At 74.2% G+C, this 22,693-nt stretch carries 25 protein-coding genes; 5 read left to right on the top strand and 20 right to left on the bottom strand.

All coding sequences use genetic code 11. From position 1 onward, the window contains the following. Positions 1–142: 142 nt before the first annotated feature. The 5 genes from GA0070215_RS02690 to GA0070215_RS02670 form a co-directional block, all read right to left on the bottom strand. Complete coding sequence (locus GA0070215_RS02690) at positions 143–928, bottom strand: polysaccharide deacetylase family protein (RefSeq protein ID WP_091041408.1); 786 nt, start codon at positions 926–928, stop codon at positions 143–145. Positions 929–1,003: 75 nt separating this feature from the next. After that, on the bottom strand, positions 1,004–1,951 hold the full coding sequence (locus GA0070215_RS02685; protein WP_091041406.1) for a MerR family transcriptional regulator: 948 nt from the start codon (positions 1,949–1,951) through the stop codon (positions 1,004–1,006). Next, positions 1,941–2,534, bottom strand: coding sequence for an isopentenyl-diphosphate Delta-isomerase (idi, locus tag GA0070215_RS02680; protein ID WP_091041404.1), 594 nt, complete (start codon positions 2,532–2,534; stop codon positions 1,941–1,943). Before idi ends, GA0070215_RS02685 begins: the two co-directional genes overlap by 11 nt. Beyond that, the gene (gene crtI, locus GA0070215_RS02675; RefSeq protein ID WP_018785448.1) at positions 2,531–4,012 is read right to left on the bottom strand and encodes a phytoene desaturase family protein; all 1,482 of its coding nucleotides are present in this window, start codon (positions 4,010–4,012) and stop codon (positions 2,531–2,533) included. Before crtI ends, idi begins: the two co-directional genes overlap by 4 nt. A gap of 29 nt (positions 4,013–4,041) precedes the next feature. After that, entirely contained in the window at positions 4,042–5,196 is a 1,155-nt protein-coding gene (locus GA0070215_RS02670) for a polyprenyl synthetase family protein (RefSeq protein WP_091041402.1), read from the bottom strand. 64 nt (positions 5,197–5,260) lie between these two features. Here GA0070215_RS02670 and GA0070215_RS02665 point away from each other — a divergent pair, with 64 nt between their 5' ends. After that, the gene (locus GA0070215_RS02665; protein WP_091041400.1) at positions 5,261–6,187 is read left to right on the top strand and encodes a phytoene/squalene synthase family protein; all 927 of its coding nucleotides are present in this window, start codon (positions 5,261–5,263) and stop codon (positions 6,185–6,187) included. Then, a complete protein-coding gene (locus GA0070215_RS02660; protein ID WP_091041397.1) occupies positions 6,184–7,506 on the top strand; it encodes a cryptochrome/photolyase family protein in 1,323 nt (440 codons plus the stop codon). Before GA0070215_RS02665 ends, GA0070215_RS02660 begins: the two co-directional genes overlap by 4 nt. Before the next feature lie 42 nt (positions 7,507–7,548). Here GA0070215_RS02660 and GA0070215_RS02655 read toward each other — a convergent pair whose 3' ends face one another. Beyond that, positions 7,549–8,649 carry a serine hydrolase domain-containing protein gene (locus tag GA0070215_RS02655; protein ID WP_091041395.1) on the bottom strand — a complete coding sequence of 367 codons (1,101 nt, stop codon included), beginning with the start codon at positions 8,647–8,649 and terminating at the stop codon, positions 7,549–7,551. 92 nt (positions 8,650–8,741) lie between these two features. On the opposite strand from GA0070215_RS02655, the gene GA0070215_RS02650 reads away from it, so the two are divergent. Continuing rightward, complete coding sequence (locus GA0070215_RS02650) at positions 8,742–10,226, top strand: dihydrolipoyl dehydrogenase family protein (protein ID WP_091041392.1); 1,485 nt, start codon at positions 8,742–8,744, stop codon at positions 10,224–10,226. 4 nt (positions 10,227–10,230) lie between these two features. On the opposite strand, the gene GA0070215_RS02645 is transcribed toward GA0070215_RS02650, so the two are convergent. Both GA0070215_RS02645 and GA0070215_RS02640 read right to left on the bottom strand, forming a co-directional pair. Next, entirely contained in the window at positions 10,231–10,995 is a 765-nt protein-coding gene (locus GA0070215_RS02645) for a crotonase/enoyl-CoA hydratase family protein (RefSeq protein ID WP_091041390.1), read from the bottom strand. Positions 10,996–11,035: 40 nt separating this feature from the next. Further along, the gene (locus GA0070215_RS02640; protein ID WP_208600273.1) at positions 11,036–11,398 is read right to left on the bottom strand and encodes a PIN domain nuclease; all 363 of its coding nucleotides are present in this window, start codon (positions 11,396–11,398) and stop codon (positions 11,036–11,038) included. 120 nt (positions 11,399–11,518) lie between these two features. On the opposite strand from GA0070215_RS02640, the gene GA0070215_RS02635 reads away from it, so the two are divergent. Further along, entirely contained in the window at positions 11,519–12,370 is an 852-nt protein-coding gene (locus tag GA0070215_RS02635) for a Rieske (2Fe-2S) protein (RefSeq protein ID WP_091041385.1), read from the top strand. 1 nt (position 12,371) lies between these two features. On the opposite strand, the gene GA0070215_RS02630 is transcribed toward GA0070215_RS02635, so the two are convergent. The 12 genes from GA0070215_RS02630 to GA0070215_RS02575 are packed head-to-tail and all read right to left on the bottom strand — an operon-like array spanning position 12,372 to position 21,303. After that, a complete protein-coding gene (locus tag GA0070215_RS02630; RefSeq protein ID WP_091041382.1) occupies positions 12,372–13,388 on the bottom strand; it encodes a LysM peptidoglycan-binding domain-containing protein in 1,017 nt (338 codons plus the stop codon). A gap of 15 nt (positions 13,389–13,403) precedes the next feature. Then, positions 13,404–13,835 (bottom strand): hypothetical protein, encoded by a 432-nt coding sequence (locus GA0070215_RS02625; RefSeq protein WP_018785438.1) that lies wholly within the window; start codon positions 13,833–13,835, stop codon positions 13,404–13,406. Beyond that, a complete protein-coding gene (locus tag GA0070215_RS02620) occupies positions 13,832–14,305 on the bottom strand; it encodes a TadE/TadG family type IV pilus assembly protein (protein WP_091041380.1) in 474 nt (157 codons plus the stop codon). The genes GA0070215_RS02625 and GA0070215_RS02620 overlap by 4 nt, the downstream gene beginning before the upstream one ends. After that, positions 14,302–14,784, bottom strand: coding sequence for a TadE family protein (locus GA0070215_RS02615; protein ID WP_091042082.1), 483 nt, complete (start codon positions 14,782–14,784; stop codon positions 14,302–14,304). Before GA0070215_RS02615 ends, GA0070215_RS02620 begins: the two co-directional genes overlap by 4 nt. Continuing rightward, the gene (locus GA0070215_RS02610) at positions 14,784–14,993 is read right to left on the bottom strand and encodes a hypothetical protein (RefSeq protein WP_026267884.1); all 210 of its coding nucleotides are present in this window, start codon (positions 14,991–14,993) and stop codon (positions 14,784–14,786) included. Before GA0070215_RS02610 ends, GA0070215_RS02615 begins: the two co-directional genes overlap by 1 nt. Before the next feature lie 23 nt (positions 14,994–15,016). Then, complete coding sequence (locus GA0070215_RS02605) at positions 15,017–15,862, bottom strand: type II secretion system F family protein (protein WP_036345429.1); 846 nt, start codon at positions 15,860–15,862, stop codon at positions 15,017–15,019. Between the two features lie 17 nt (positions 15,863–15,879). After that, entirely contained in the window at positions 15,880–16,833 is a 954-nt protein-coding gene (locus GA0070215_RS02600; protein WP_377469012.1) for a type II secretion system F family protein, read from the bottom strand. Beyond that, positions 16,776–18,317: a TadA family conjugal transfer-associated ATPase gene (locus GA0070215_RS02595; RefSeq protein WP_026267883.1), complete on the bottom strand. Its 1,542-nt coding sequence runs from the start codon at positions 18,315–18,317 to the stop codon at positions 16,776–16,778. Before GA0070215_RS02595 ends, GA0070215_RS02600 begins: the two co-directional genes overlap by 58 nt. Then, positions 18,307–19,140 (bottom strand): CpaE/TadZ family protein, encoded by an 834-nt coding sequence (locus GA0070215_RS02590; RefSeq protein WP_018785431.1) that lies wholly within the window; start codon positions 19,138–19,140, stop codon positions 18,307–18,309. The genes GA0070215_RS02595 and GA0070215_RS02590 overlap by 11 nt, the downstream gene beginning before the upstream one ends. Continuing rightward, complete coding sequence (locus GA0070215_RS02585) at positions 19,140–19,808, bottom strand: SAF domain-containing protein (RefSeq protein ID WP_026267882.1); 669 nt, start codon at positions 19,806–19,808, stop codon at positions 19,140–19,142. Before GA0070215_RS02585 ends, GA0070215_RS02590 begins: the two co-directional genes overlap by 1 nt. Next, a complete protein-coding gene (locus tag GA0070215_RS02580; RefSeq protein ID WP_091041377.1) occupies positions 19,805–20,743 on the bottom strand; it encodes a hypothetical protein in 939 nt (312 codons plus the stop codon). Before GA0070215_RS02580 ends, GA0070215_RS02585 begins: the two co-directional genes overlap by 4 nt. Then, positions 20,737–21,303 carry a hypothetical protein gene (locus GA0070215_RS02575; RefSeq protein ID WP_026267880.1) on the bottom strand — a complete coding sequence of 189 codons (567 nt, stop codon included), beginning with the start codon at positions 21,301–21,303 and terminating at the stop codon, positions 20,737–20,739. Before GA0070215_RS02575 ends, GA0070215_RS02580 begins: the two co-directional genes overlap by 7 nt. 571 nt (positions 21,304–21,874) lie before the next feature. Here GA0070215_RS02575 and GA0070215_RS02570 point away from each other — a divergent pair. Continuing rightward, positions 21,875–22,651: a prepilin peptidase gene (locus GA0070215_RS02570; RefSeq protein ID WP_091041375.1), complete on the top strand. Its 777-nt coding sequence runs from the start codon at positions 21,875–21,877 to the stop codon at positions 22,649–22,651. Positions 22,652–22,693 lie beyond the last annotated feature (42 nt).

The raw sequence follows: 22,693 nt of genomic DNA, 5'->3' as shown, positions 1-22,693 counted from the left end.
GCCCCGCCATCATTGCACACTCGCAACTTCAAGCGGACTTGCTCCCATCCGGCCCCGCCGGAGGCAGGAGAAGCATATGCCATGCCTGCGCGGACGGCCAAACCGGTATGGGCATGGCCGTGGGGCCGGACGTAACCGCAGGTCAGCGCGGTAGGGCGATGCCGTACCTCCGCTTGATGTCCGGGATCAGGTGCCGGCAGGCGGCCATCGTCTGAGCCCGGTCGCCGCCCGCGTCGTGCAGCAGCACGACCGAGCCGTGCCGGGTGGCGCCCTTCACCCGCTTGATGATCGTCTTTGCCGGTGGGTGGTCCCAGTCCTGCGGGTCCACGCTCCAGTGCAGCGGGCGCAGTCCCATCTGCCTGGCGATCGTGACCTCCTCGGCCGTCCAGCGGCCACCGGGCTGGCGGAACCAGGTGATCGGCGCCTTCGGTGCGGCGGCGTGGATGGCCTCGTTCGTCCGTTGCAGGTCGGATCGGATCTCGGCGGCGGAGCGCCGGCCCAGGTTCATGTCGTGGTGCCAGCTGTGGTTGCAGAGCTGGTGCCCCTCCCGGACGATCCGGGCCACCAGTTCCGGGTACCGCTTGGCCTGCTTGCCGACGACGCAGAAGGTGGCCTGCACGCGGGCCGCCCGGAGCTGGGCCAGGATCTGCGGGGTGAAGCGGGGATCCGGCCCGTCGTCGAAGGTGAGCGCCACCCCGTTGCTTCCGCTGGCCCGGTGCAGGCCCGCCGGCAGCTTCTTCGGCAGCGGGCGCAGCTTCGGCTTCGCGGGGGTAGGGGTCGGTGAGGGCTTCGTCACCGGCGACGGTGCCGGAGCCGCCGAGTCCGACGGCGGCGCGGCGGCCTTCTCGGGTGACTTCCCGGCTTCGCCGCAGCCGGTGACGAGCAGCACCAGGCCCAGGGCGAGCGCCGGCAGGGCGCGTGGACGCATTCGTCGCTCCCGGAGGGGTCGGGTCAGACGGACTTTCCGACCGTAGTGGACGTCGACCCGGAACGGGAGAGGCGCTCAGCTCGTCGTGGACTGGTCCAGCGAGTCCCGTACCGCCACGGCCAGTGACAACGCCTCGGCCAGGTCCACCGGCCGGACCACCCCGGCCGGCAGCGAGTCGGCCCGCCAGCCGGGCCCGGCGGCGAGCACCAGCAGCGGCCGACGCGGCGCCGCGAGCAGGGCGGTGAGCTGGCACGGGTCGGCGGTGGCGCGGATGTGCGACCAGAGCACCACGGCCGCCGGACCGGTCCGGTTGACGGCCTCGACCAGGGCCGGCACCGGTACGCGGGCGCCGAGCATGCGATAGCTCACACCGACCTCGGCCAGCGCGGCGGCGAGCGCCTCCAGCGGCAGCGAGTGCTGCTCCTCGTCGGCGCAGGAGAGCAGGATCCGGGGCGGACCGGTGGTGGGGTGCGCCCGCGCCACCGTGGCGAACGCCTCGGAGACGCACCGGGACATGAGGTGTTCCACCTCGATCAGCCCGGAGGTGGCGGCGTGCCGCTCTCCGATGCCGGCGAGCACCGGCCGCAGCAGCCCCTCCCAGGTCGTCACCACCCCGTCGGCGGCCAGCGCGTCGGCGATGGTCCGGCCGATGGTCACCGAGTCCAGTCGCATGGCGGCACGGGCCAGCCCGCGCGCCGCAGGCCCGGCCCGGCCGACCGGGATGGTGGTGCCGCCGCCGTCGCGTACCGCCGAGGCCCTCGCCTTGAGGCCGAGCCGCTCCGGGGGCGGCACGGCCGGCGCCTGCCGCGCCCAGCGGGCGGCCTCGGCGGGCGCGACCCCCTCCGTGGTCAGCCGGCGCATGATCTCCAGGCGGGCGAGGTCGGCCGGCGTGTACCGCCGGTGGTGGCCCGGAACGTGCTCACTGGGGCCGAGACCGTAGCGCTGGTGCCAGGTACGCAGCGTGGTGACCGCCACGCCCAGCCGGCGTGCGACGGCCCCCGCGCTCAGCGCCTCATCGGCCACCCGACCGCTCCGGTGCCTCGGTGGCCGGTACGCCCGGCCGGGACGCGTCGGTCGGGTGCAGCAGCCGGTTGACCACGCCGCCCAGCCACGGGGCGTACTCGCGGGGGTGGGCGTCCAGGTCGGCCACCACCGTGCCGGGGTCGACCCAGCGCAGGTCCGCCACCTCGTCCGGGTCGGGTCGCGTGACCAGGTCGGCGGGTACGTCGGCGCGCAGCACGTGGTCGTACTCGAACTCGACCCGTCCGGTCGCCGGGTCCTCGGCGTAGTAGAGGTAGACGCCGACCTCGGTGAGGTCGACCGGGTCGACGCCGAGTTCCTCGGCGAGCCGCCGGTTGGCGGCCTCGGCCGGGGACTGGCCGGGGAGCGGGTGCCCGCAGCAGGAGTTGGCCCAGCGCAGCGGGAACCGCGTCTTGACCGCGGCCCGCTGCTGCAACAGCACCCGCCCCTCGGGGTCGACGAGGAGCACCGAGAAGGCGCGGTGCAGCCGGCCTGGTGGCTGGTGGGCGGTCGCCACGGTGGTCTCGCCGATCACCCGGCCGTCGTCGTCGACCAGCTCGACCAGGTGCGTCTCCCGATCGCTCACGGCATCGTCCCGGTGACCCGGGCGGCGGCGATCTTGCCGCTGATCAGCACCATCGGCACCCCGACGCCCGGCTGGGTGCCGGAGCCGACGAAGACCACGTTCTCCAGCGTCCGGTGCAGGTTGGACGGGCGGAACGGGCCGGTCTGGAAGAGGCTGTGCGCGGCGGCGAACGGCGTGCCGGCGGCCATGCCCTGCGCGGCCCAGTCGGCCGGGGTGACGGGCCGCATCACCTCGATGCCGGCGCCGAAGCCGACGTATCCGCGCTCCTCGAGCGTGGTCACGAGCTGGTCGGCGTACCGCTGCGTGAGGTCGCCCGGCCAGTCGAACGGCGCCCGTTCCAGGTTCGGCACCGGGGCCAGCACGTAGTAGGTGTGCTTCCCGGCCGGCGCCACCGACGGGTCGGTGCGACTCGGGTTCGTCACCAGCAGGGACGGGTCGGACATCAGCTCGCCTCGCCGGATCACCTCGTCGAACGTCCCCTTCCAGGAACGTCCGAAGTGGATGTTGTGGTGGGCGATCTTGCCATAGCCCTGCGTCGAACCGATGTGCAGCACCACGCAGGACGGCGAGTAGGTGAGCTTGCGCCGGCGGCTGGGTGGCAGCAGGTCCTGGTAGGCGACCGGCAGGTCCGGGTTGAGCACGACCGTGTCGGCGGGGACGAAGTCGCCGTCGGCGGTGACGACGCCGGTGGCGCGGCCGTTGGCGGTCTCCACCCGGGTCACCGTCGTGCCGTACCGGATCTGCACGCCGTGCTTCTCGGCCGCGCCGGCCATGCCACGCGAGACCGCGTGGATGCCGCCGCGCGGGAAGCAGACCCCGGCCACCGAGTCGAGGTACGCGATGACCGTGTAGATCGCCAGCGCGTCGTGCGGCGACAGGCCCGCGTACATGGCCTGGAAGGAGAAGATCCGTTGGGTACGCGGGTCGCGGAAGAACTGGTTGATCTTCGTCTGGAGTCGCCGGAAGGCACCGTTGGCGAACAGCTTCAGCAGGTTGCCGGTGAGCAGGTCGGTCGGCGCGTCGAGGTTGCGCTCGATGAAGTCGGCCCGTTCCCACTGCCACAGGTTGCGGGCGTAGTCGACGAAACGCAGGTAGCCGTCGGCCTCCCGGGGACCGCAGACGCGGGCGATCTCGGCGGCCATCCGGGTGGTGTCGGTGATGACGTCGAGCGTCGACCCGTCCGGGTAGTAGGCGCGGTACGCCGGGTCGAGCGGGGTCAGGTCGAGCCAGTCGGTCAGCTCCTCGCCCACCGCGCCGAGCGCCTCGGCGATCAGGTCGGGCATGGTGAGGACGGTGGGGCCGGTGTCGAACTCGTACCCGTCGACGCCGAGCCGCCCGGCGCGCCCGCCGGGCACCGGCTCGCGTTCCAGCACTGTCACCTGCCGGCCACTGCCGGCCAGGTGCAGCGCGCAGGCCAGCCCACCCAGCCCGGCGCCGACCACTACCACTCGGTCAGTCCGTCCCTTGACTGTACGCATTCCGGCCCCCTTGCTCACGAAGTTGCTCATCATGCCCGCCGCGCCGTGGCGGCGGTGGCGAGACCGGTCAGCGCCGTGCGCGCGGTCTCGTCGATCGGTGCGGTGCCGAGCGCGGCGAGCGCCTCGGTCACCCGCTCGGAGATCATCCGCTCCACCTGGGCCGTGGCCCCGGTGTCCCGCACGACGTCGGCCAGCCGGTCCACCTCACGTGCGGAGGTGACCGAGCCGGCCCGCTCCAGGGCCCGCCGCTGCGCCGGGTCGGCGAGCTGCCGGGCCAGCATGAGCAGCGTGGTCGGCTTGCCGGTACGCAGGTCGTCCCCGGCCGGCTTGCCGGTGGTCTCCGGGTCGCCGTAGACGCCCAGTAGGTCGTCGCGGAGCTGGAACGCCTCGCCGACGGCCAGCCCGTACCGGGTGTACGTGGCGATGAGCGGGTCGTCCGCGTCGGCGCCGGCCAGGCAGGCACCGAACAGCAGCGGACGCTGGACGGTGTAGCTGGCGGTCTTGTACCGGGCGACCCGCAGTGCCCGGTCGACGGTCCAGCTCGCCGAGTCGTTCTCGCCGAGCACGTCCAGGAACTGCCCGGCGACGGTCTCCACCCGCATCTGGTCGTAGCAGCGGCGCACGTCGAGCAGCCGGTCCGCCGGGACCGCCGCGTGTGCCATGAGCCGGTCGGCCCACACCATGCAGAGGTCACCGATGAGGACGGCTACCGCTTCGCCGTACCGGTCGGGGTCGCCGGTGTGTCCGGCGGCCCGGTGCCGGGCGGCGGCGGCCCGGTGCGCGGTGGGCAGTCCGCGCCGGGTGTCGGAGGCGTCCATCACGTCGTCGTGCACCAGCGCGAACGTGTGCAGCAGTTCGAGCGCGGACAGGGCCGGGAGCACCGAGCACAGCGGTTCCTCACCGCCGACCGCGCCCCGCCATCCCCAGTACGCGAACGTGGGGCGGACGCGTTTGCCGCCGGCCAGCACGCAGTCACGTGCCGTGGCGGCGAAGCCACCCATCGCTGCGTCGATCTCGGTGAGCGATTCGACTTCGGCGGCCAGGAACGCCGCAAGCGTCTCATCGACCCCTTTGATCAGGTCTTTCGTGAACGCGGCCAGTACGCCGCGGACCGGATCGTCCGTCGCCCCGGGCTGAGCCGGCGCGACGCGGAGCGCATTACCCGCAACTGCGTCGTTGGCCATGTGGGGGAGCGTACCCTAGGGTTACGAGTTGCGTCGATTGCTGCGTCGAAACTGAGGAGGGCCGATGGACACGGATCTGACCGCTGCCTACGACCGTTGCCGCGAGCTGCACCGGCGTCACGGCCGTACCTACTATCTCGCCACCCGGCTGCTTCCCGCTTGGAAACGGCGGCATGTGCACGCCCTGTACGGCTTCACCCGGTACGCGGACGAGATCGTCGACCGCACCGAGGACCTGCCGCCGGCCGGGCGCGCGGCCCGGCTGCGCGAGTGGTCGGACCGGTTCGTCGCGGGCCTGCACGGTGCGTCGGTCGACGACCCGCTGCTTCCCGCCGTGCTGCACACCATCGCGGTGTTCGACCTGGACCGCGGCGACTTCGCGTCGTTCCTGCGCAGCATGGCGATGGACCTGACGGTCATGTCGTACCCGACCTACGACGACCTGCTCGACTACATGGAGGGCTCGGCCGCTGTCATCGGCACCATGATGCTGCCGATCCTCGGCAGTTCCGACCCGGCCGCCGCCCGCGAGCCCGCCCGTCAGCTCGGCTTCGCGTTCCAGCTCACCAACTTCATCCGGGACGTCGCCGAGGACCTCGACCGGGGCCGGACGTACCTGCCCGACGAGGACATGGCCAAGTTCGACCTCACCCGCGACGACCTGCTCGCCGCCAGGGCCGCCGGCCGTACCACGCCGCGCATCCGCGAGCTGATCGAGTACGAGGTGACGCGCGCCCAGGCCCACTACGTGGCCGCCGCGCCGGGCATCCCGCTGCTCGACCCGGCCTCGCAGGCGTGCATGCGCACCGCGTACGCGCTCTACGGCGGCATCCTCGACGAGGTGGCCGCGCAGGACTACGACGTCTTCGTCCGCCGGGCCCTGGTGCCGCAGCGGCGCCGGATGGCGGTGGCCGCGCGGGCGCTGCTCACCCCGTCCGGCACGCCGGTGCGGGTGCCCGGTCCGGCGCCGGAACCGGCCCTGGCCGGATGACCGCCCGGACGGCGGTGGTGCTGTTCACCCGTGACCTGCGGGTGCACGACCACCCGGCGCTCGCCGCCGCCTGCTCCGCGTTCGACCGGGTGGTGCCGCTCTACGTGCTCGACCCGGCGTTGCAGAAGCTCTCGCCGAACCGCACCCGGTTCCTGCACCAGAGCCTGGCCGACCTGCGCGAGGCGCTGCGCAAGCGCGGCGGCGACCTCGTGATCAGGCGCGGCGACCCGGTGGCCGAGACGGTGAAGCTGGCCCGGAAGGTGGGTGCCGAGGGCGTCGGGCTCTCCGCCGACGTGAGCCGCTACGCGCACCGCCGCGAGCGCCGCCTGCGCGCCGAGTGCGACCGGCACCGGATGTTCCTGCGCCTGTTCCCCGGCCTGACGATCGTCGAGCCCGGTGCGCTGCGCCCGGGCGGCGGCGACCACTACCGCGTCTTCAGCCCCTACTTCCGGGCCTGGCAGGGCGTGCGGTGGCGGGACGAGCTGGCCGCGCCGAAGCGGGTCCGGCTGCCCGACGGCGTCGACCCCGGCCGGCTGCCGGACCCGCCGAAGGGCGACAGCCCGGATGCCGCCGCCGGTGGCGAGACCGTCGCCAGGCGCCGGCTCACCGCCTGGCTGCCCACCCTCGACCGGTACGACGACATCCACGACGACATGGCCGGCGACGAGACCTCGCGGCTCAGCCCGTACCTGCGTTTCGGGTGCGTGTCGCCACTGGCGGTGGCGAACCGGGCCGGTGACCGGGACGGACCGTTCGTCAGGCAGCTCTGCTGGCGCGACTTCTACCACCAGGTGGTCGCCGGTTTCCCCGGCCTGTCCACTGTTGCCTACCGCCGCGGCGCGCGCGAGGACTGGCGCGACGACGCGCACGCGCTCGACGCCTGGGCCGAGGGGCGGACCGGCATGCCGATCGTGGACGCCGGCATGCGTCAGTTGCGCGCCGAGGGCTGGATGCACAACCGGGCCCGCCTGATCACCGCCGGCTACCTGACCAAGCACCTCGGGCTGGACTGGCGTCCCGGCCTGGAGGTCTTCTTCCACTGGCTGCTCGACGGCGACCGGGTCAACAACTCGGGCAACTGGCAGTGGGTGGCCGGCACCGGCAACGACACCCGGCCGTACCGCGGCTTCAACCCGGTACGGCAGGCCGAGCGCTACGACCCCGACGGCGCGTACGTGCGGCGCTGGGTGCCGGAGCTGGAGGCGGTGGCGGGCAAGGCGGTGCACCAGCCGTGGCGGCTGCCCGACGAGACGTGCCGCACGCTCGACTACCCGCCGCCGCTGGAGGTGCCCGGCGCCGATCCGGTCTGGCTCCGCTGACGCGGGCGCCGACGCGTCGGAACCACCGAGCGTGATGGCCGGTCAGAGGCAGGAGTGCAGCGCCTCCACCAGATCCTCCACCCGGTCGTGGTCGGCCAGCCGGGCGGTCGCGTACGCGAAGGTGTAGCCGCGCTGCGGGTCGGCCCAGGCGCTGCTGCCGCCGATCCCGCCCATGCCCCAGCTGCCGTCCGTCTCCCACTGCATGCCGAGCGTCCAGTCCACGGACCGGTCCAGCAGCAGGTCCGGGCCGGAGTACTGCACCCGCGTCGCCTCGGCGACCAGTTCCGGGCTGAACAGGCGTACCCCGTCCAGGGTGCCGCCGGCGAGCAGGCCCGCGTACAGCCGGGCGAGCCCGGCGGCGGTGGCGTGCAGGTTCACCGCCGGAATCTCGGCGGCCCGCCACAGGTCGCTGTTCACCATCGCGACGTCCCTTCCGCCCGGCGGGTTGTCCAGCGCCCGCGCCCGCAACGAGCCCGGCTCGCCGCGCATCCGGTCCGGCCAGGCCGGATCCGCGTACGACAGGTCGGCGCACCGCCGCCGGTCCGACTCACCCAGCCCGAAGGCCAAATCCAGGCGCCACGGACCGGCGATCTCCTCGGCCAGGAACCGGCCCACCGGCCGCCCGTCCACCCGGCGGACCAGTTCACCCACCAGGTGCCCGTACGTCCAGGCGTGCTCGGCCGCGACGGTGCCCGGCGTCCACTCGGGCTCGGCGGCCGCCAGATCGGCGCAGAGCAGGTCCCAGTCGGCGACGGCGTCGGCGGGCCGGGGCACCGGGAAGGCGGGCAACCCGGCGGTGTGGGCGAGCACCTGCCGCCCGGTGGCCGGGGCGCGGAACCCCGGCCAGTACGCCGAGACCGGCGCGTCCAGGTCGACCCGGCCCCGGTCGACGAGCAGCAGCAGGCAGAGCGCGACCACCGGCTTGCCGGCCGAGTAGACGTCGACGAGCGTGTCCGGCTGCCACTGGCGGTCCGCCCCGGCGGCCGGTACGACAGTGCCGGGCGGCACCGCGGCGGTGGTGCCGCCCACCAGATCGACCACCGGTACGCCGTCGTGCCACACCGACAGCGACGCGCCGGTCTCCCGGCCGGTCGTGAACAGGTCGTGGAAGCAGTCCCGGACCGGACCGAAGCGCGCGTGCATGCGGCCACCGTAGGGGGTCACCTCCGTTACCGGCGCGGGAATTCCGGGCCGGTGCGGTGGCCGGTGCCCCGGCGGTGCGGAATGCTTGCGGCATGGCGGAGCCGGAACAGGTGGACGTAGTGGTGGTCGGGCTCGGTGTCGGCGGCGAGGAGGTGGCCGGGCGGCTCGCCGAGGCCGGCCTCACGGTGGTCGGCGTCGAACGCGACCTGGTCGGTGGCGAGTGCCCCTACTGGGGCTGTGTGCCGAGCAAGATGATGATCCGGGCGGCGAACGCGCTGGCCGAGGCGCACCGGGTCAACGAACTGGCCGGGTCCGCCCAGGTGCGGCCCGACTGGGCGCCGGTGGCGAAGCGGATCCGGGCCGAGGCCACCGACACCTGGGACGACAAGGCGGCGGTGGACCGGTTCACCGGCAAGGGCGGCCGGTTCGTCAGGGGCAGCGGACGGCTCGACGGCCCGAACCGGGTACGCGTCGGCGACCAGGTGTTCCAGGCCCGCTACGGCGTGGTCCTCGGCACCGGCACCCGGCCCTCGGTGCCGCCGATCGACGGGCTGGCCGACACGCCGTACTGGACGAATCACCAGGCCGTCGAGGTGGAGGAACTCCCCGCTTCGCTGGTGGTGCTCGGCGGTGGCGCGATCGGGCTGGAACTCGCCCAGGTCTTCGCCCGGTTCGGCGTCCGGGTGACGGTCGTCGAGGCGGCCGACCGGGTGCTCGCCGTCGAGGAGCCGGAGGCGTCAGCGCTCGCCGCCGACGCGCTGCGCGCCGACGGGGTGGAGATCCACACCGGGGTCAAGGCCGGCCGGGTCAGCCACGACGGCAGCGCGTTCACCGTGCACGCCGACGGCGCCGAGTTCACCGGCGAGAAGCTGCTCGTGGTGACCGGCCGCAAGGCGCACCTGGAGGAACTCGGGCTGGACACCGTCGGGGTGGACGCCGGGCAGCGCTACCTGCCGGTCGACGACCGGATGCACGTCACGGACGGGATCTGGGCGGTCGGCGACCTCACCGGCGAGGGCGCGTTCACCCACATCGCGATGTACCAGGCCGGCATCGTGGTGGCGGACGTGCTCGACCACATGCGGCGCACCAGGGGCGGCCCCGATGCCAGCGGCACCTCGAGTGTGGTCGGCGGCGCGGCCGGGGTGGTCAGCGCGGTCGGCGGCGCGATGAGCGCGGGCGGGTCGACTGTCGCGCCGGGCAGCGTCCCGGTGGCCGACTACCGGGCACTGCCCCGGGTCACGTTCACCGATCCCGAGGTCGGCGTCGTCGGCCTCACCGAGCAGCAGGCCCGCGAGCGCGGTGTCAACGTCCAGGTCGGGTACGCCGACCTCACCTCGTCGGCCCGTGGCTGGATCCACAAGACCGGCAACGCCGGGTTCATCAAGCTGATCGCCGACGCCGACCAGGGCGTCCTCGTCGGTGCCACCTCGGCCGGACCGGCCGGTGGCGAGGTGCTCTCCGCGCTCGTCGTGGCGGTGCACGCGGCAGTGCCGATCAGCCAGCTCCGGCACATGATCTACGCGTACCCGACGTTCCACCGGGCGATCTCCGACGCCTTGCGCGCGCTGAAGTGACGCCTCAGCCGGCCGGCGCGCCGTGCCGGCCGACCCCGCCCGCGAACCGGCTTGCGCCGTGTACCCCGTCCACCGCCAGCGACTCCAGGCCGTAGGCCAGCTCGGCCGCCATCGCCTCCGGCTCGGGCAGCCCCGCACCGGTCAGCACCGCCGCCCGGTCGTTGCGCAGGCACGTCTGCGGGGACCGGGCGATCGCGGCGGCCAGCTCCTCGGCCGCCGTGCGGGCCTCACCCGGCGCGACCACCCGGTTGACCAGACCCGTCGTGTACGCCTCGTCGGCGCGCACCGGGCGGCCGGTGAGGATCAGATCCATGGCCCGGCTCTCGCCGATGAGCCGGGGCAGCCGGACCGTCCCGCCGTCGATCAGCGGCACACCCCAGCGCCGGCAGAACACGCCGAGCGTCGCATCCGACTCGGCGACCCGCAGGTCGCACCAGAGCGCCAGCTCCAGCCCGCCCGCCACCGCGTACCCGGAGATCGCGGCGATCACCGGCTTGGACAGCCGCATCCGGGTGGGGCCCATCGGCCCGTCGCCGTCGGGCTCGACGCGGTTGCCGCGCGGTGTGCCGACGGCCTTGAGGTCGGCGCCGGAGCAGAACGTGCCGCCCGCTCCCCAGAGCACGGCGACCGCTGCTTGCGGGTCGGCGTCGAACGCGCGGAACGCGTCGGCCAGGGCTCGTGCGGTGGGCCCGTCCACGGCGTTGCGGGCCTCGGGCCGGTCCAGGATCACAGTGGTCACGGCACCGGCGTGCTCGACGCGTACTCCCATGGGCCCAGCATGCCCGCGACGGCGCTGCCGTGACTACGGCCTATTTGATCGTGCCGGGCCGGGTCAGCCAGCGCATCGGCTGGCCGGTGACGGCGCCGACCTGTTCGATGTCCCGGTCGTAGTGCAGCAGCGAAAGCCCGTGGTATTCGGCGGTGGCGGCGATGAGCAGGTCGACCGAGCCCGCCGAACGGTGCGTGCCCCGGGCGGTCAGCTCGCCCTGGATCTCGGCGGCGCGTTCGTAGATCCGGTCCGGCATGACCACCCAGCTGAAGGCGGCCCGGAGCTGCTCCGCCAGTCGCGTCCGGTCGGCGACCGACCGCGCGGTGCAGAGGACCTCCAGCTCGACCAGCGGGCACACGGCGAGCAGGCCCGCTGTCACCTGCTGTTCCCAGCGAGCCAGCACGTCGGGGTCACGCGGCTCCCTATATATGGTCGGCCGCCCGGGTATATCCAGCGGGGGTTCCGTGCGAGGGAAATCCGGGGCGTCCGGTTTGGGGGCTCTCCTGCCGGGAAGTCGGAACAGGTGCGCGAACTACTGACGAAGATCGAACAGGCCACCGGTCTCGACCGGGTGGGCGACCGGTTGCAGCGCGCCGTCCAGGGCACGCTGCGTTCCCAGCGGGTACGCGACGCGCTGCACGGGGTGTGGCTCGGCCATCCGCTGCACCCCGCGATGGTGCAGGTGCCGGTCGGCGCCTGGATCTCCGCCGCCGTGGTGGACCTGCTCCCCGGCCAGCGCCGGGCCGCCACCGCGCTGGTGGGTCTCGGTACGGTCAGCGCGCTGCCCGCCGCAGCCGCCGGGCTCAACGACTGGGCCACGCTCACCCGCGACCAGCGCCGGATCGGGCTGGTGCACGCCGCCGCGAACACGGTCGGCCTGGTGCTGTACGCCGGCTCGCTGGCGGCCCGGCTCAACGGGCGGCACGGCCTCGGCCGGACACTGTCCTATCTGGGGCTGTCCGCCGCGGGCGGTGGGGCGTACCTGGGCGGGCACCTCGCGTACAAGCAGGGCGCCCAGGCCAGCCAGAGCGTCTCCGAGATGCACCTGATCAGCGACGGCTGGCACCAGGTCGGCGACCTGAGCAGCCTGCCCCGGAACGAATTGGTCACCAAGAAGATCGACGACGTCTCGGTGATCCTCTACCGGGACGGCGACGACGTCAGCGTGATGCTGGAGCGCTGCCCGCACCAGAGCGGCCCGCTCGGCGAGGGCACGATCGAGCAGATCGACGGCCACGCCTGCGTGGTCTGCCCCTGGCACGGCAGCGCGTTCCGGCTCGACGGGGGCGAGGTCGTGCACGGCCCGTCCGCCAACGACCAGGTCGTGCTGCCCAGCCGCGTGGTGTCCGGCCGGGTCGAGGCCCGGCTGCCCTGATTCAGTCCCGCCGGTGCCGCCCGCTCGGCAGCGCACGGGCGGGCGTCGGGCGCTTGCGCAACCCGAGCAGCGCGCCGATCTGGGCGCCCACGATGCTCGCCACGGCCAACACCGCCGAGATGGCGAGCGGACGGTTGATGCCCTCGTCGGCGGCCGGCCGGGACGCGCCCGCCGACATGGCCGGCGGCTGACCGACGGGTGCCTCCACGGTGGGCGTCGCGTCCCGCGGCGTGGGCTTGGGCTTCGCCTTCGGGGTGGTCGCGGAGGCGCCGTCGCCACCGGGCTTGACCGGTGCCGTCTCGGCCGCCTTGGTGACCACGATCCGTCCGGCGGCGTGCCGCCGGGCCCCCGCATCCGTCGCTCCGTCCGGCAGCGTGATGAGCTGCCCCGGACGGATCCGGTCCGGGTCGGCGAGCCGGTTCAGCCGGGCCAGTTCCTTGTACCTGTCGAAGTCGTCCAGGTAGCGGTCCGCCACCTCGCCCAGGTAGTCGCCCTTGGCGACCCGGTACACAACCGGTTCGCTCGTCTCCGCCGCGACCGGGGCCGGGGCCGCGACCCGGCTCGCGGCCACGGCCGGTGAGGTGACGGCGGCGACCGCCGGTTGCGGGGCGGTCAACGCGGCGGCGCTCGCCGCGGCCGGGCTCGCGACCAGGATCAGCGCCACCGAACCGACGAGCGCGGCGGCCGCCTTCTGCTGGCGGTGCATGCCGGGCAGCTTCGGTGCCGGTCGCCGTACCGCCGCCGCGAGTAGCTCAACCACCACGGAGAACGCGAACGTGGCCCAGCCGAACCAGCCCACCACGGCCAGCGCGCGCAGGAACAGCCGGCCGTCGTCACGGCTGGTCAGCGCCGTACCGACCTCGGCCAGCGTGGGCAGGTGATCCGGCAGCGGGTTGCCGGCGAACGCCAGCAGCGCGACCGGCCCGCCGGCCAGCACGCCGACGAGCACGACGAGGGCGCCGAGCCCGGTGACGACCTGGCCGGCGCGGCGGACGGGGGAGCGTCGGGGTGCGCCCATGGTGGCCTTCCCTTCCTACGGTGGTCCGGTGAGCGCCCGAGCGGTGGCCTCACCGGTGACGATGGCGGTGTCCTGTACGCCGAACAGACCCAGCAGGTCCCGGCTGTAGGTGATCTGCACGCGTACCCGGATCTGGGTCTCGGTGCCGACCACTGGGAAGTCGACCTCGTGGTCCTGGACGCCGCCCGCTGCGGCGAGGTAGCCGGCGACCGCGGCGCGAGCGGCGACCTGGTCGATGCGCTTCGGGCCGCCCTCGATGGCCCGTGCCCGGTCGATCATCTGGCCGCCGGCGCGGGCCGCCTCGGCGGCCAGGTTGTCCGCGCGCTGGAGCGTGCGCAGCTGACCGGCGCCGTCGTAGGCGAGGGCGATGATCGCGAGTACGCCGGTCATCGCCACGGCCAGGAACAGGCTCACCCGGCCGTTCTCCGCCTCGCGCCGCCCGGTCATCCGCGACTCCGGTAGGTGTCCAACGGCGAGGTGAATCTCGCCGAGACGGTCTTGCCGCCCGGCACGCCGGGCAGGCCGGGCGCGCTCAGGTCGTCGAAGGAAACGGTGCAGGTCACCGTGACCGTCACGGTCGCGGGAACGCCTGCGGCGCTCTGGTACGCGGCGGCGAAGCTCGTCGTCGTCCCGGCCACGGAGCCTGACAGATCGATCTGGGGTGGGCCGGCGCAGTTCAGCCCCGCCCAGCCGAGCTGGTCCTGGGCCGCCACCTCGGCTGCCTCCGCGCCGTCGTCGGCGGTGCGGGCGAGCGAGGCGGCCCGGGCGGCGTCGTGGGCGGCCGACTCCACCGCCTCGTCCGCGACAGCGGTCCGCCCGGCGACCCCGGCCAGCACCATCAGCCCGATGAAGGCGGGCGCGAGCACCGCCACCTCGATCGAGACGGAACCCCGGTCCCGCCGCGGCCCGGCGCTCATCCGATGGTCCAGCGTTCGGCCGGGCCGTGCGCGGTCTGCGTGACCTCGAACGAGACGCCCGGGATGACCGACAGGGAGCGGCCCTGCACCGTGCAGGTGACAGCGGTGGCGCTCTCGACGCAGGCCGGGCCGGTCTGCTCCCAGTCGACCAGCCAGTCCCCGGACTGTTGCAGGAAGCTGATCGCCCGCTGCCGGCCGGCGTCCGGCCCGGCGTCGATCGTGCGCTGGGCGTTCACAGCGGTCTGCGCGGCGTTCAGCGCGGTGGACCGGGCCACGAACCAGACGGCGACCTGAATCGAGCCGAACAGCATCACCAGGATCACCGGCATCACCACTGCGAGCTCGACCGGGTTGGCGCCCCGCTCGCCCTCGGCCAGGCGGGCGCGCAGGGCAGCGGCGAACCGCCCCGGACCGGGCGGGCCGGCGAGCCGGCCGGCGGACGCCGGCCGGCTCCGGACCGTACGGGCGGGGCGCTGCATCACGGGGCCTGCGGCGCCGTGTTGTTCGGGATGGCGTTCATCCAGTCGTTCGCCTTGGCCAGGGCGAGCCCGGTGACCGCCATGGCCACCGCGACCAGGCCGAAGATGATCACCGCGGTCGGTACCGGGCTGTCGCCGCGCTCGGAGTCCCGGCGCAGCTCGGCGAGGCGGGTGCTCACCGCCACGTACAGGTAGGCGTAGAGGTGCATGGTCGTCTCCTTCTCGGGTGGGTTCACAGACGGGCGAGGAACGGATAGACGGCGAAGCCGAGCAGGACGAACACCAGCAGCGAGCCGGGGATGTCCAACTTGCTGGTGACCCCCTCGGCCCGGGCCAGGTTGTCGGTGCGGATCTGGTCGCGCAGCGAGTCGGCACGGGACCGCAACGTCTCGTGCACCTGGGCACCCTCGCTGCCGGAGGAGCGCATGATGGCGCCCACGTCGCCCAGCTCCGGGATGCCGATGCGCTCGGCCAGCTCCTGCAACTCGTCCCAGGGCGAGTGCATCTGGAGCTGGGCGAGCCGCAGCGCCTCCCGGATCCGGTCGAAGACCCAGCCGTCGCAGACCGCCGCCGCGCGTTCCAGCGACTGCACCGGGCCGTGCGCGGCGGACAGCTGCAGCGCCACCAGGTCGAGGTAGGCGCATACCGCCTGCCGGAACTCGTCCCGGGCGGCGTCCGCCTTGGCCAGGACCGCGCGGTGCGCGAGCAGGCCGGCGCCGAGCGCCAGCCCCAGGCTGGCCACCACCGGTACGGCCACCGGCAGCGCCACCCCGCCGACGAAGAGCACCGCCGAGGCGACCGCCGGGGTGGCGAACCCGACGAGTGCGGACAGCAGCACGGACAGGGCGTACTGCTCGGGGGTGCGGTCGAGCAGGGCGAGCTGCCGGTGCGGCGGGCGCAGCCAGCGGGCGAACCCGCCGAGCCAGTCCGGCCCGGCTCCGGCGGCCGGGGCCTGGCCGGGCGGCTGGTGCAGCCGACGCAGCGCCGGGCCGAGTGCCGGGGTGGCCGGCAGGGCCTCGCGTACGACCAGGAACAGCCCGAGCCCGACCGCGCACCCGCCGAGCACCCCGATCGCCATCTGCCAGTTGAGCGCGCTCACGCGATCGCCTCCTCCGGGTCGGGCGCCGGCAGGAACCGCGCGGGCCGGGGCGGCTGGCTCATCGAGCGCACCCAGACCAGCAGGCCGACGAACGCCGCGCCGAGCACCGCCATCACGAGTTGACCGGTCACCGTCCCGTAGGGACGGATGTAGTCGCTGTTCACCAGCCCGTACGCGAGCGTCGCCAGCGTCATGCCGGTGAGGAAGCGGACCGCGAACCGGGGCTGGGTGCGCTTCGCCTCCACCTCGCGCCGGGTCGCCACCTCGGCCGAGGCGGCGGTGGCGATCGACCCGAGCACGTCGCCGAGGCGCTCACCCCGGTCGGTGAGGTGCAGGATCAGCGCGGCCACCACCTGGTCGGCGACCGGGTCGGCGATCTCGTCGGCGAAGGCGAGCAGGGCGGAGCGGGCCAGCCAGCCGGCCTGGAGGCGGGCGGCGAGCGTGCGTACCTCCTCCTGGATCTCCTCCGGCGCGGTGGCGATGGTGCCGATGATCGCCTGCTGGAGTCCCTGGCCGGTGGCCGAGATGTCCTTGAGCCGGCGGGCCCACTCGCCTACGGCTTCGACCCGGGCGATGGCCCGCTGCTCGGCCCGGCCGACAGCGAACAGCCACGGCACGCCCGGCACCGCGAGCGCCACCAGCAGGCCGACCACCGGCAGTCCGGTGAGCAGGAACGCCACCGCCCCGGCAACCACCGCGGCACCGAGCAGGAGCTGGTAGCGGCGCTGGTCGGCACGGCTCGCGCCGGAACCGGTCCAGAGCCGGCTCAGGCCCGGCCCGGCACCGGCCGCCGGGCCGGGCGGGCGGCGGGTGCCGACGAGCGCGACGACAGTCAGCACCAGCCCGGCCACGCAGGCCGCGCCGGAGACCAGGGCGATCAGTTCGATCTGCGTCACGCCGGGCCCCCGCTCGGCCGCGCCCCGAGGCGGGTGTGCCGGGGCCGCCGCCAGGCGCCCACACCTGCCTCGACGAACCGGGTGAGCAGGCGGGCGTCGTAGCCGACGCGCAGCAGCTGGTCGCGGATGCGTTCGGGCAGGTGGCGGGGGACCGCGCGGCCGTCCGGGCCGGGACCGAAGACGGTCGTCGTGGTGATCCGGTTGCCCTCGCCGACGCCGATGACCTCCTCGACGTGCGAGACGAAGCGGTGCTTGCGCCCGCCGATCGCGGTCTCGTCCTCGACCGTCACGTAGACGATCAGGTCGAGCGCGTTGCCGGCCATCCGGCGGGCCTGGTCGACAGTCATCTCCCGGCCGTGCGACAGCGCCAGCTCGATGATGCGTTCGCTCACCCCCGAGGGGGTACGCGCGTGGATGGTGCACATCGACCCGCGGCTGGTCGTCATCGCCTGGAGCATCGGCACGATCTCCCGGGACCGCACCTCGCCGACGATGATCCGCAGCACGCCCATGCGCAGCGACACCGGGATCAGGTCGGCGATGCTGATTTCACCCGCCGGCCGCCCGTCCGCGCCGCGCTCGCCGTGTCCCTCCCGGGACTCGAAGCTCATCACCGCCCGGTGTTTGTGCCCGCGCCGGGCCGGCAGGAGTTCCCGGCTCTCCTCCAGCAGCACGTACGGCTCGTCGGCCGGGATCTCGCCCATCAGCGCCCGGATGACTGTGGTCTTCCCGGCCCCGGCGAGCCCGGCCACCATGATGTTCAGCCCGGCCCGCAGGGACGCGCGGAGGAAGTCGCGCAGCAGCGGGTCGATCATCTCGTCCAGGTCGGGCCGGCCGCCCGCGATGTCCTCCAGGCTCACGTCGAGCGTGTTGTGCTTGCGGATCACCGCGTACGGGCGGTGGCTGACCAGGAACACGGCGGCGAGTCGGCTGCCGTCCGGTAGTTGCAGGTCGAGCGTGGGCTTCGAGGTGGACAGTGACCGCTCGGTGGCCCCGGCCCGGCGGGCCGCCGCCTGGAGGATCTCCACCAGCTCGTCGTCGGTCTCGGCGATCGGCTCGGCCCAGTCGACGCCGCCGCCGTGCCGGGTGATGCGTACCTGGTCGCAGCCGAGGATGTGCACCTCCTCGATGCTGTCGTCGACGAGCAGCGTCTGGAGCCGGCCCAGCCCGACGAGTTCGGCGGTGACCTGGTCGAGCAGCAGCCGTTCGGAGTCCGCCGCCATCGGCGTGCCGGCCCGGCGTACCGAGTCGGCGTACGCGGACACCACGGCGACCGCCAGCCGGGCGCGCTCGACCTCCTCGGCGTCGGCGTCGAACTCGCGTCCGCGCTGCCAGTGGGTGAGCCGTTCGCTCAGCTCCCGGCGCAGCTCGCGGACCACCGCGAAGTCGACCCGGGGGCGTGGTGGTGGCGCCGGGGGTGCGGCGGGCGCCGGGCCGGGGAGGTGGTGCCGCCCGTTCGGCGGGGCGAGCGGCGGGACCGTGGAGACGACGCCCGGCTGCTGCCCGCGTGGGTCGTGGGAGACCGGCTCAAACCGCACCTGACACCCCCGGCACGCTCGGCGCGGTCACCGCGCGCGGTGTGGTGACCCCGGGCCAGGCCAGCCGGGCGCGCCGCCGGTCCAGCAGCGCCCGGACCGGCACCTCCAGGGCACCGGCCGCGCGCATCAGCGGCCGGTTGGCCCGTACGGTGCCGCCGTGGGCGAGCACCTCGGCGGTACGCGGGTCGTGCGGCAGGCGGGCGATCACCGGCAGCCGCAGCGCCTTGCTGATCTCGCTGGTGCCGTGCCCGTCCCCGACCACGAGCAGTCGCAGCGTGCCGGGCGGTACGCGGTGCTCGGTGAGATCCCGCTCGACCGCGCGGGCGGTGGCCCGGGTGGCGGAGAGGTCGGGCAGGTGCGCGCGGGTGACCAGCAGTACCACCGCGGCGGCCCGCAGCAGCGGCCACGGTGTACCGCCCACCGCCAGCCGGCCACAGTCGACCAGCACGTCGTAGGGCGGCTCGCCCCGTTCCAGCCCGGTGAAGTAGTCGGCGAAGCGCTGCCAGAGCGGGATCACGCTGCCGGCCTGGGCCGGGTCCACCACCCCGGGCAGCAGCAGCCGTTCCCGGCGGGGCGCGTCCAGGTCGACCAGCTGGGACCAGAACGCATGCTCCAGGCTGCCGTCGCGCAACTCGCCCACCGCCAGCTCACCGATGCCGCGCGGACCGTCGAGCGCCCCGCCGAGGTAGCCGGCGAGGATCGAGCCGCCCGCCGGGTCGCACTCGGCCAGCACGAGCCGCCGGTGCCAGCTCAGCGCGGCGGCGAGCGCGGCGGTGGTGACGCCCGGCGACCCCTTCGCCGAGACCAGGGCGATGATCGCCATCAGGCCGCCTCGGTGAGGACGAGCGCGATCCGGTCGTCCGCGGCGAGCGCCACGACCGCCGGCACGTCCCGTACGGCCAGCGCCAGGTAGACCACCACGTCACCGTGCTGGGGCGCGGCGGTGTCGATCACGGTGCCCTCGAACCGGGTGCCGCCGCCGCGGGACGCCTCGGAGCCGCCGCCGGTCGCGTTCGAGGGCGTGCTGACCAGCAGCACCTTGTCGCCGGGGTTCAGCTTGCGGGCCGGCACCTGCTCGGGTTCCAGCCCCAGTGCGATCTGCTGCTGCCCGGAGCCGAGCAGCGGGGCCTCGGTGAGCTGCGCCGGGGTGAGCAGCGTGCCCGGGGTGAGCCGGACGGCCGCCCGCAGCGCCAGCACCTCGTCCATCCGGTCGGCGGGTACCGGCTGGAGTTCCCGTCCGCCGGAGACGCGTACCGGCACCAGGTCGTCGGCGGTGAGTTGCTGTCCCACGTCGACCGGCCGGGCCACCGCCAGGTACGTGCCGGTGGAGCGGACCGAGGTGACCGCGAACGCCGCGCCCAGCCCGCCGAGGGCGATCAGCAGAACCGCCAGGCCGAGCAGGCCGGGGCGGACGCGTCGTTGCCGGACCACCTTCGGCGGCGCGACGGGCGCCTCCACCGGGGTTCCGTTGCGGGCTGCCACGACACTCATCGGGTCACCACCTGAAGCTCGTTGATCTGTACCGGGACGACGCCGCTGGACCGGCTCTGGGCGATGACGCCGCTCTCCCCGCCGCCGGACCACTCGACGGTCCAGAACGTCGTGGCGCTCACCTCGTAGGTGCCGGCCTCCGGATAGCCCTGGTCGAGGCCGCAGTCGGGCGAGGTGGAGCCGGCCCTCGGCCCGTCGGCCCGGTACGGCGTGCCCGGTCCGTCGCAGGTGACGTCGATGTCGTCGGACATGTGCCAGACGATCCGGTCCACCTTCGCCGTGATCTCCACGGTCAGCCCGCGGTCGGAGGCGGACGCGGACAGCGGCCCGAAGTACGAGGCACCCGGGCTGGCCCACATCCAGACCGGCAGTCCGACCAGACCGGGGCCCTGGCTGCGCCGGGGCGCCACGGCGGCCCGGGGCGGGAGCAGCGAGATCGAGGCCAGCGCGCGGCGGGCCAGTTCCTCCGGGTCCGGCGGCGCGCCGTAGCCGTCCGGCGGCGCGTCCAGAGGGACCCGACGGATGCTGCCGAGGTCGCCGCCGTTGCAGGTGAGCTGGTACCACTGTTGGCCGGGAGGCGCCTCGCCCTGCGGCTCCTCAAGCTTGTAGTAGCAGCCGTCGGCGTTGTTGAACCAGCCGAGCACCGGGTGGTAGCAGGGGATGGCCCGGCCGTTCCACTGGCACTTCGGCGTGCCTCCGCCATTGCCGCCCCCGCCGCCACCCGGGCCGCCCGTTCCGCCGGGGATGCCGGGGTCGTCGTCCCAGACGTCGCAGTCGGTCTGTTCCGGCGGGCACGCGCCGCCCGGGTCGGCGGCACGGGCGGGTGCGCCGGTGAGCGTCAGCAGCGCGGCCAGGCCGGCGGCGAGCAGCAGCCGGCGGGGTGTCCCGGCCCGGTCGGGCCGGGCCGGGACACCCCTTCCTCCCCAGGTCAGCACGGCTGGTCCTGATGTGCGGCGCCGCCGTTGACCAGCCACCGGCCGTCCGGGTACCGGACCGCTGTCGCGGTGGCCAGGTAGCGCCCGCCGCGGGTGCCGGGTACGGCCTTGCCGTTTCTGGCGTAGACGAGCCGGTAGCCGCTCGCGTCCAGGCAGTCCTGGATCTCGACGGTGGGTGGGCGGGCGGCCAGGTCGACCGACACGACCTCGGGGTCGGAGAGCAGTTTCCCGGTACGCATCGCGCCGTGCTCCTTCGCGTCGAGAATCGCCATTCGCACCCGAGTCAGCAGTGGATCAGCCAGAAAACGGGTCAGAGCGGGATGGGACGGATCGCTGCGCGCGCTGGCTGCCCGGGACGCGTCGAGATAGCCGGAATAGGCGGCCAGAGCCGCTTTTCCAGCCGCCTTCTCCTCGGCGCTGGAATGGGTGGCGGGTGCGGCGGCGCGGCCGGTCAGCGGACCGGTGGCCGCCTCCGGCTCGGTGCCGCAGCCGGCGGAGCCGACCACCAACGCAACGCTGAGCAGGAAGATTTCCCATCGGCGGGATTGCCGTGTGCGCAACGTCGATCCCTCCTCGGTGCCGACCCGGGGCGATCACGCCGAACCGCTCCGGGCATGCGGAAGCGCGCCCGGAACTGTCACCCCGGGCCCCGTCGCCGCCACTTGTATTGACCTCTACTGATCGCTGTGGATGCTGTTCCCTCGTGCCTCCGACGCCCATTGATCCGGGGGTTGCGTCGTACCCAAGGGGCGAGCATAGGCTCACGTCCGCCGATGCAACAGAGGCAATTCACGTGAACACGGTGAGTGAAGACGGGAGGTGGTGGCCGGTGTGTGTCACCACGATGACGAGCGGGCTTCGGCGGGGCTCCGGGCCGGCGGGCGTGTGCTCACCCGTACACGCCACGACGGCGGTGACGAGCCGCCGCGAAGCCGCCGGTATGGGTGGCAGACGTGCCGCTCGTCCGATCCGTCCCGCCGGTCCGCCGCGGTGCACGCCCCGCCTCGTTTCCGGCCGCCGCCGCGTCGGATCAGACTTCCCCGCGCGCCCCGGCCGTCACATGCGCACCACCGATAAATCACTCTGCGTGCTCCGCGATGGAACGCGCGGCGACCGGACGGAGGAGCCGGCATGACGGCTGAACGGGTGCGGCGTACCGGACCGGTGGCCGATGCCCGCCGTCCGAGCGCCCGGCTGGTCGCGGCCCTGACGGTCGTACCCCTGCTCCGGCTGGCGGTGGCGCGCTACGCCGTACCGCAGGGGTGTCCGGACCGGACGGCGTGCGACGGCTGCGGCGCCCCGATCGGGCTGGACCGGCCGCTGCCGGCGCTCGGCCCCGCCGCCCGCTGCCCGGTCTGCCGGGCCCGGGTCGGCGCGGCGCCCGCGGTGGTGGAGGCCGCGTTGCTGCTCGCGGTGGCGGTGCCGGTGTTCGCCGGCGGTGCCCCCGCCGCGCGCCTGGCGCTGGCCTGGTGGCTGGTCTGGGCGGTGCCGATGACGATCGTGGACGCGATGGCGCACCGGCTGCCCGACCGGCTCACCTGGCCGTCCGCCGCCGGCGCGTGGACGCTGCTCGGGGTGGCCGCGCTGGCCGGTCCGGGCGCGGACCCGCTGGTACGCGCCGCACTGGCCGGTCTGGCGCTCGGCGGCGGCTTCGCCGCGACCACGCTGCTGTTCGGGCGGCGCGGGTTCGGCCTCGGCGACGCCAAGCTGGCGCTCGGCGCGGGCGCGCTGCTCGGCTGGCTCGGCTGGCCGGTGCTGGTGGCCGGGCTGGTGCTCGCGCTCGTCCTCGCCGGGCTGGCCGGCGTGGTGCTGCTCGCCGCCCGGCGGGTCCGCTGGTCCGGGCACCTGCCGTTCGGGCCGTTCCTGGTGCTCGGCACCGCCGCCACGCTGATGCTCGTCAGCGTGTGATCGGCCACCCCCAGGTGCGGGCGGCGGCACCCACGGGTACCT

The organism is Micromonospora marina (assembly GCF_900091565.1).
Taxonomy (GTDB): Bacteria; Actinomycetota; Actinomycetes; order Mycobacteriales; family Micromonosporaceae; genus Micromonospora; species Micromonospora marina.
This window is presented reverse-complemented; position numbering and strand designations above follow the sequence as displayed.

Excerpts from the sequence above, each read along its gene's own strand:
- GA0070215_RS02670 (WP_091041402.1), bottom strand. The coding sequence starts at position 5,196 with ATGGCCAACGACGCAGTTGCGGGTAATGCGCTCCGCGTCGCGCCGGCT.
- GA0070215_RS02665 (WP_091041400.1), top strand. The coding sequence starts at position 5,261 with ATGGACACGGATCTGACCGCTGCCTACGACCGTTGCCGCGAGCTGCAC.
- GA0070215_RS02570 (WP_091041375.1), top strand. The coding sequence starts at position 21,875 with ATGACGGCTGAACGGGTGCGGCGTACCGGACCGGTGGCCGATGCCCGC.
- GA0070215_RS02655 (WP_091041395.1), bottom strand. The coding sequence starts at position 8,649 with ATGCACGCGCGCTTCGGTCCGGTCCGGGACTGCTTCCACGACCTGTTC.
- GA0070215_RS02660 (WP_091041397.1), top strand. The coding sequence starts at position 6,184 with ATGACCGCCCGGACGGCGGTGGTGCTGTTCACCCGTGACCTGCGGGTG.
- GA0070215_RS02585 (WP_026267882.1), bottom strand. The coding sequence starts at position 19,808 with ATGAGTGTCGTGGCAGCCCGCAACGGAACCCCGGTGGAGGCGCCCGTC.
- GA0070215_RS02620 (WP_091041380.1), bottom strand. The coding sequence starts at position 14,305 with ATGAGCGCCGGGCCGCGGCGGGACCGGGGTTCCGTCTCGATCGAGGTG.
- GA0070215_RS02590 (WP_018785431.1), bottom strand. The coding sequence starts at position 19,140 with ATGGCGATCATCGCCCTGGTCTCGGCGAAGGGGTCGCCGGGCGTCACC.
- GA0070215_RS02625 (WP_018785438.1), bottom strand. The coding sequence starts at position 13,835 with ATGACCGGGCGGCGCGAGGCGGAGAACGGCCGGGTGAGCCTGTTCCTG.
- GA0070215_RS02650 (WP_091041392.1), top strand. The coding sequence starts at position 8,742 with ATGGCGGAGCCGGAACAGGTGGACGTAGTGGTGGTCGGGCTCGGTGTC.
- GA0070215_RS02605 (WP_036345429.1), bottom strand. The coding sequence starts at position 15,862 with ATGGCGATCGGGGTGCTCGGCGGGTGCGCGGTCGGGCTCGGGCTGTTC.
- crtI (WP_018785448.1), bottom strand. The coding sequence starts at position 4,012 with ATGCGTACAGTCAAGGGACGGACTGACCGAGTGGTAGTGGTCGGCGCC.
- GA0070215_RS02645 (WP_091041390.1), bottom strand. The coding sequence starts at position 10,995 with ATGGGAGTACGCGTCGAGCACGCCGGTGCCGTGACCACTGTGATCCTG.
- GA0070215_RS02610 (WP_026267884.1), bottom strand. The coding sequence starts at position 14,993 with ATGCACCTCTACGCCTACCTGTACGTGGCGGTGAGCACCCGCCTCGCC.
- GA0070215_RS02630 (WP_091041382.1), bottom strand. The coding sequence starts at position 13,388 with ATGGGCGCACCCCGACGCTCCCCCGTCCGCCGCGCCGGCCAGGTCGTC.
- GA0070215_RS02615 (WP_091042082.1), bottom strand. The coding sequence starts at position 14,784 with ATGCAGCGCCCCGCCCGTACGGTCCGGAGCCGGCCGGCGTCCGCCGGC.
- GA0070215_RS02690 (WP_091041408.1), bottom strand. The coding sequence starts at position 928 with ATGCGTCCACGCGCCCTGCCGGCGCTCGCCCTGGGCCTGGTGCTGCTC.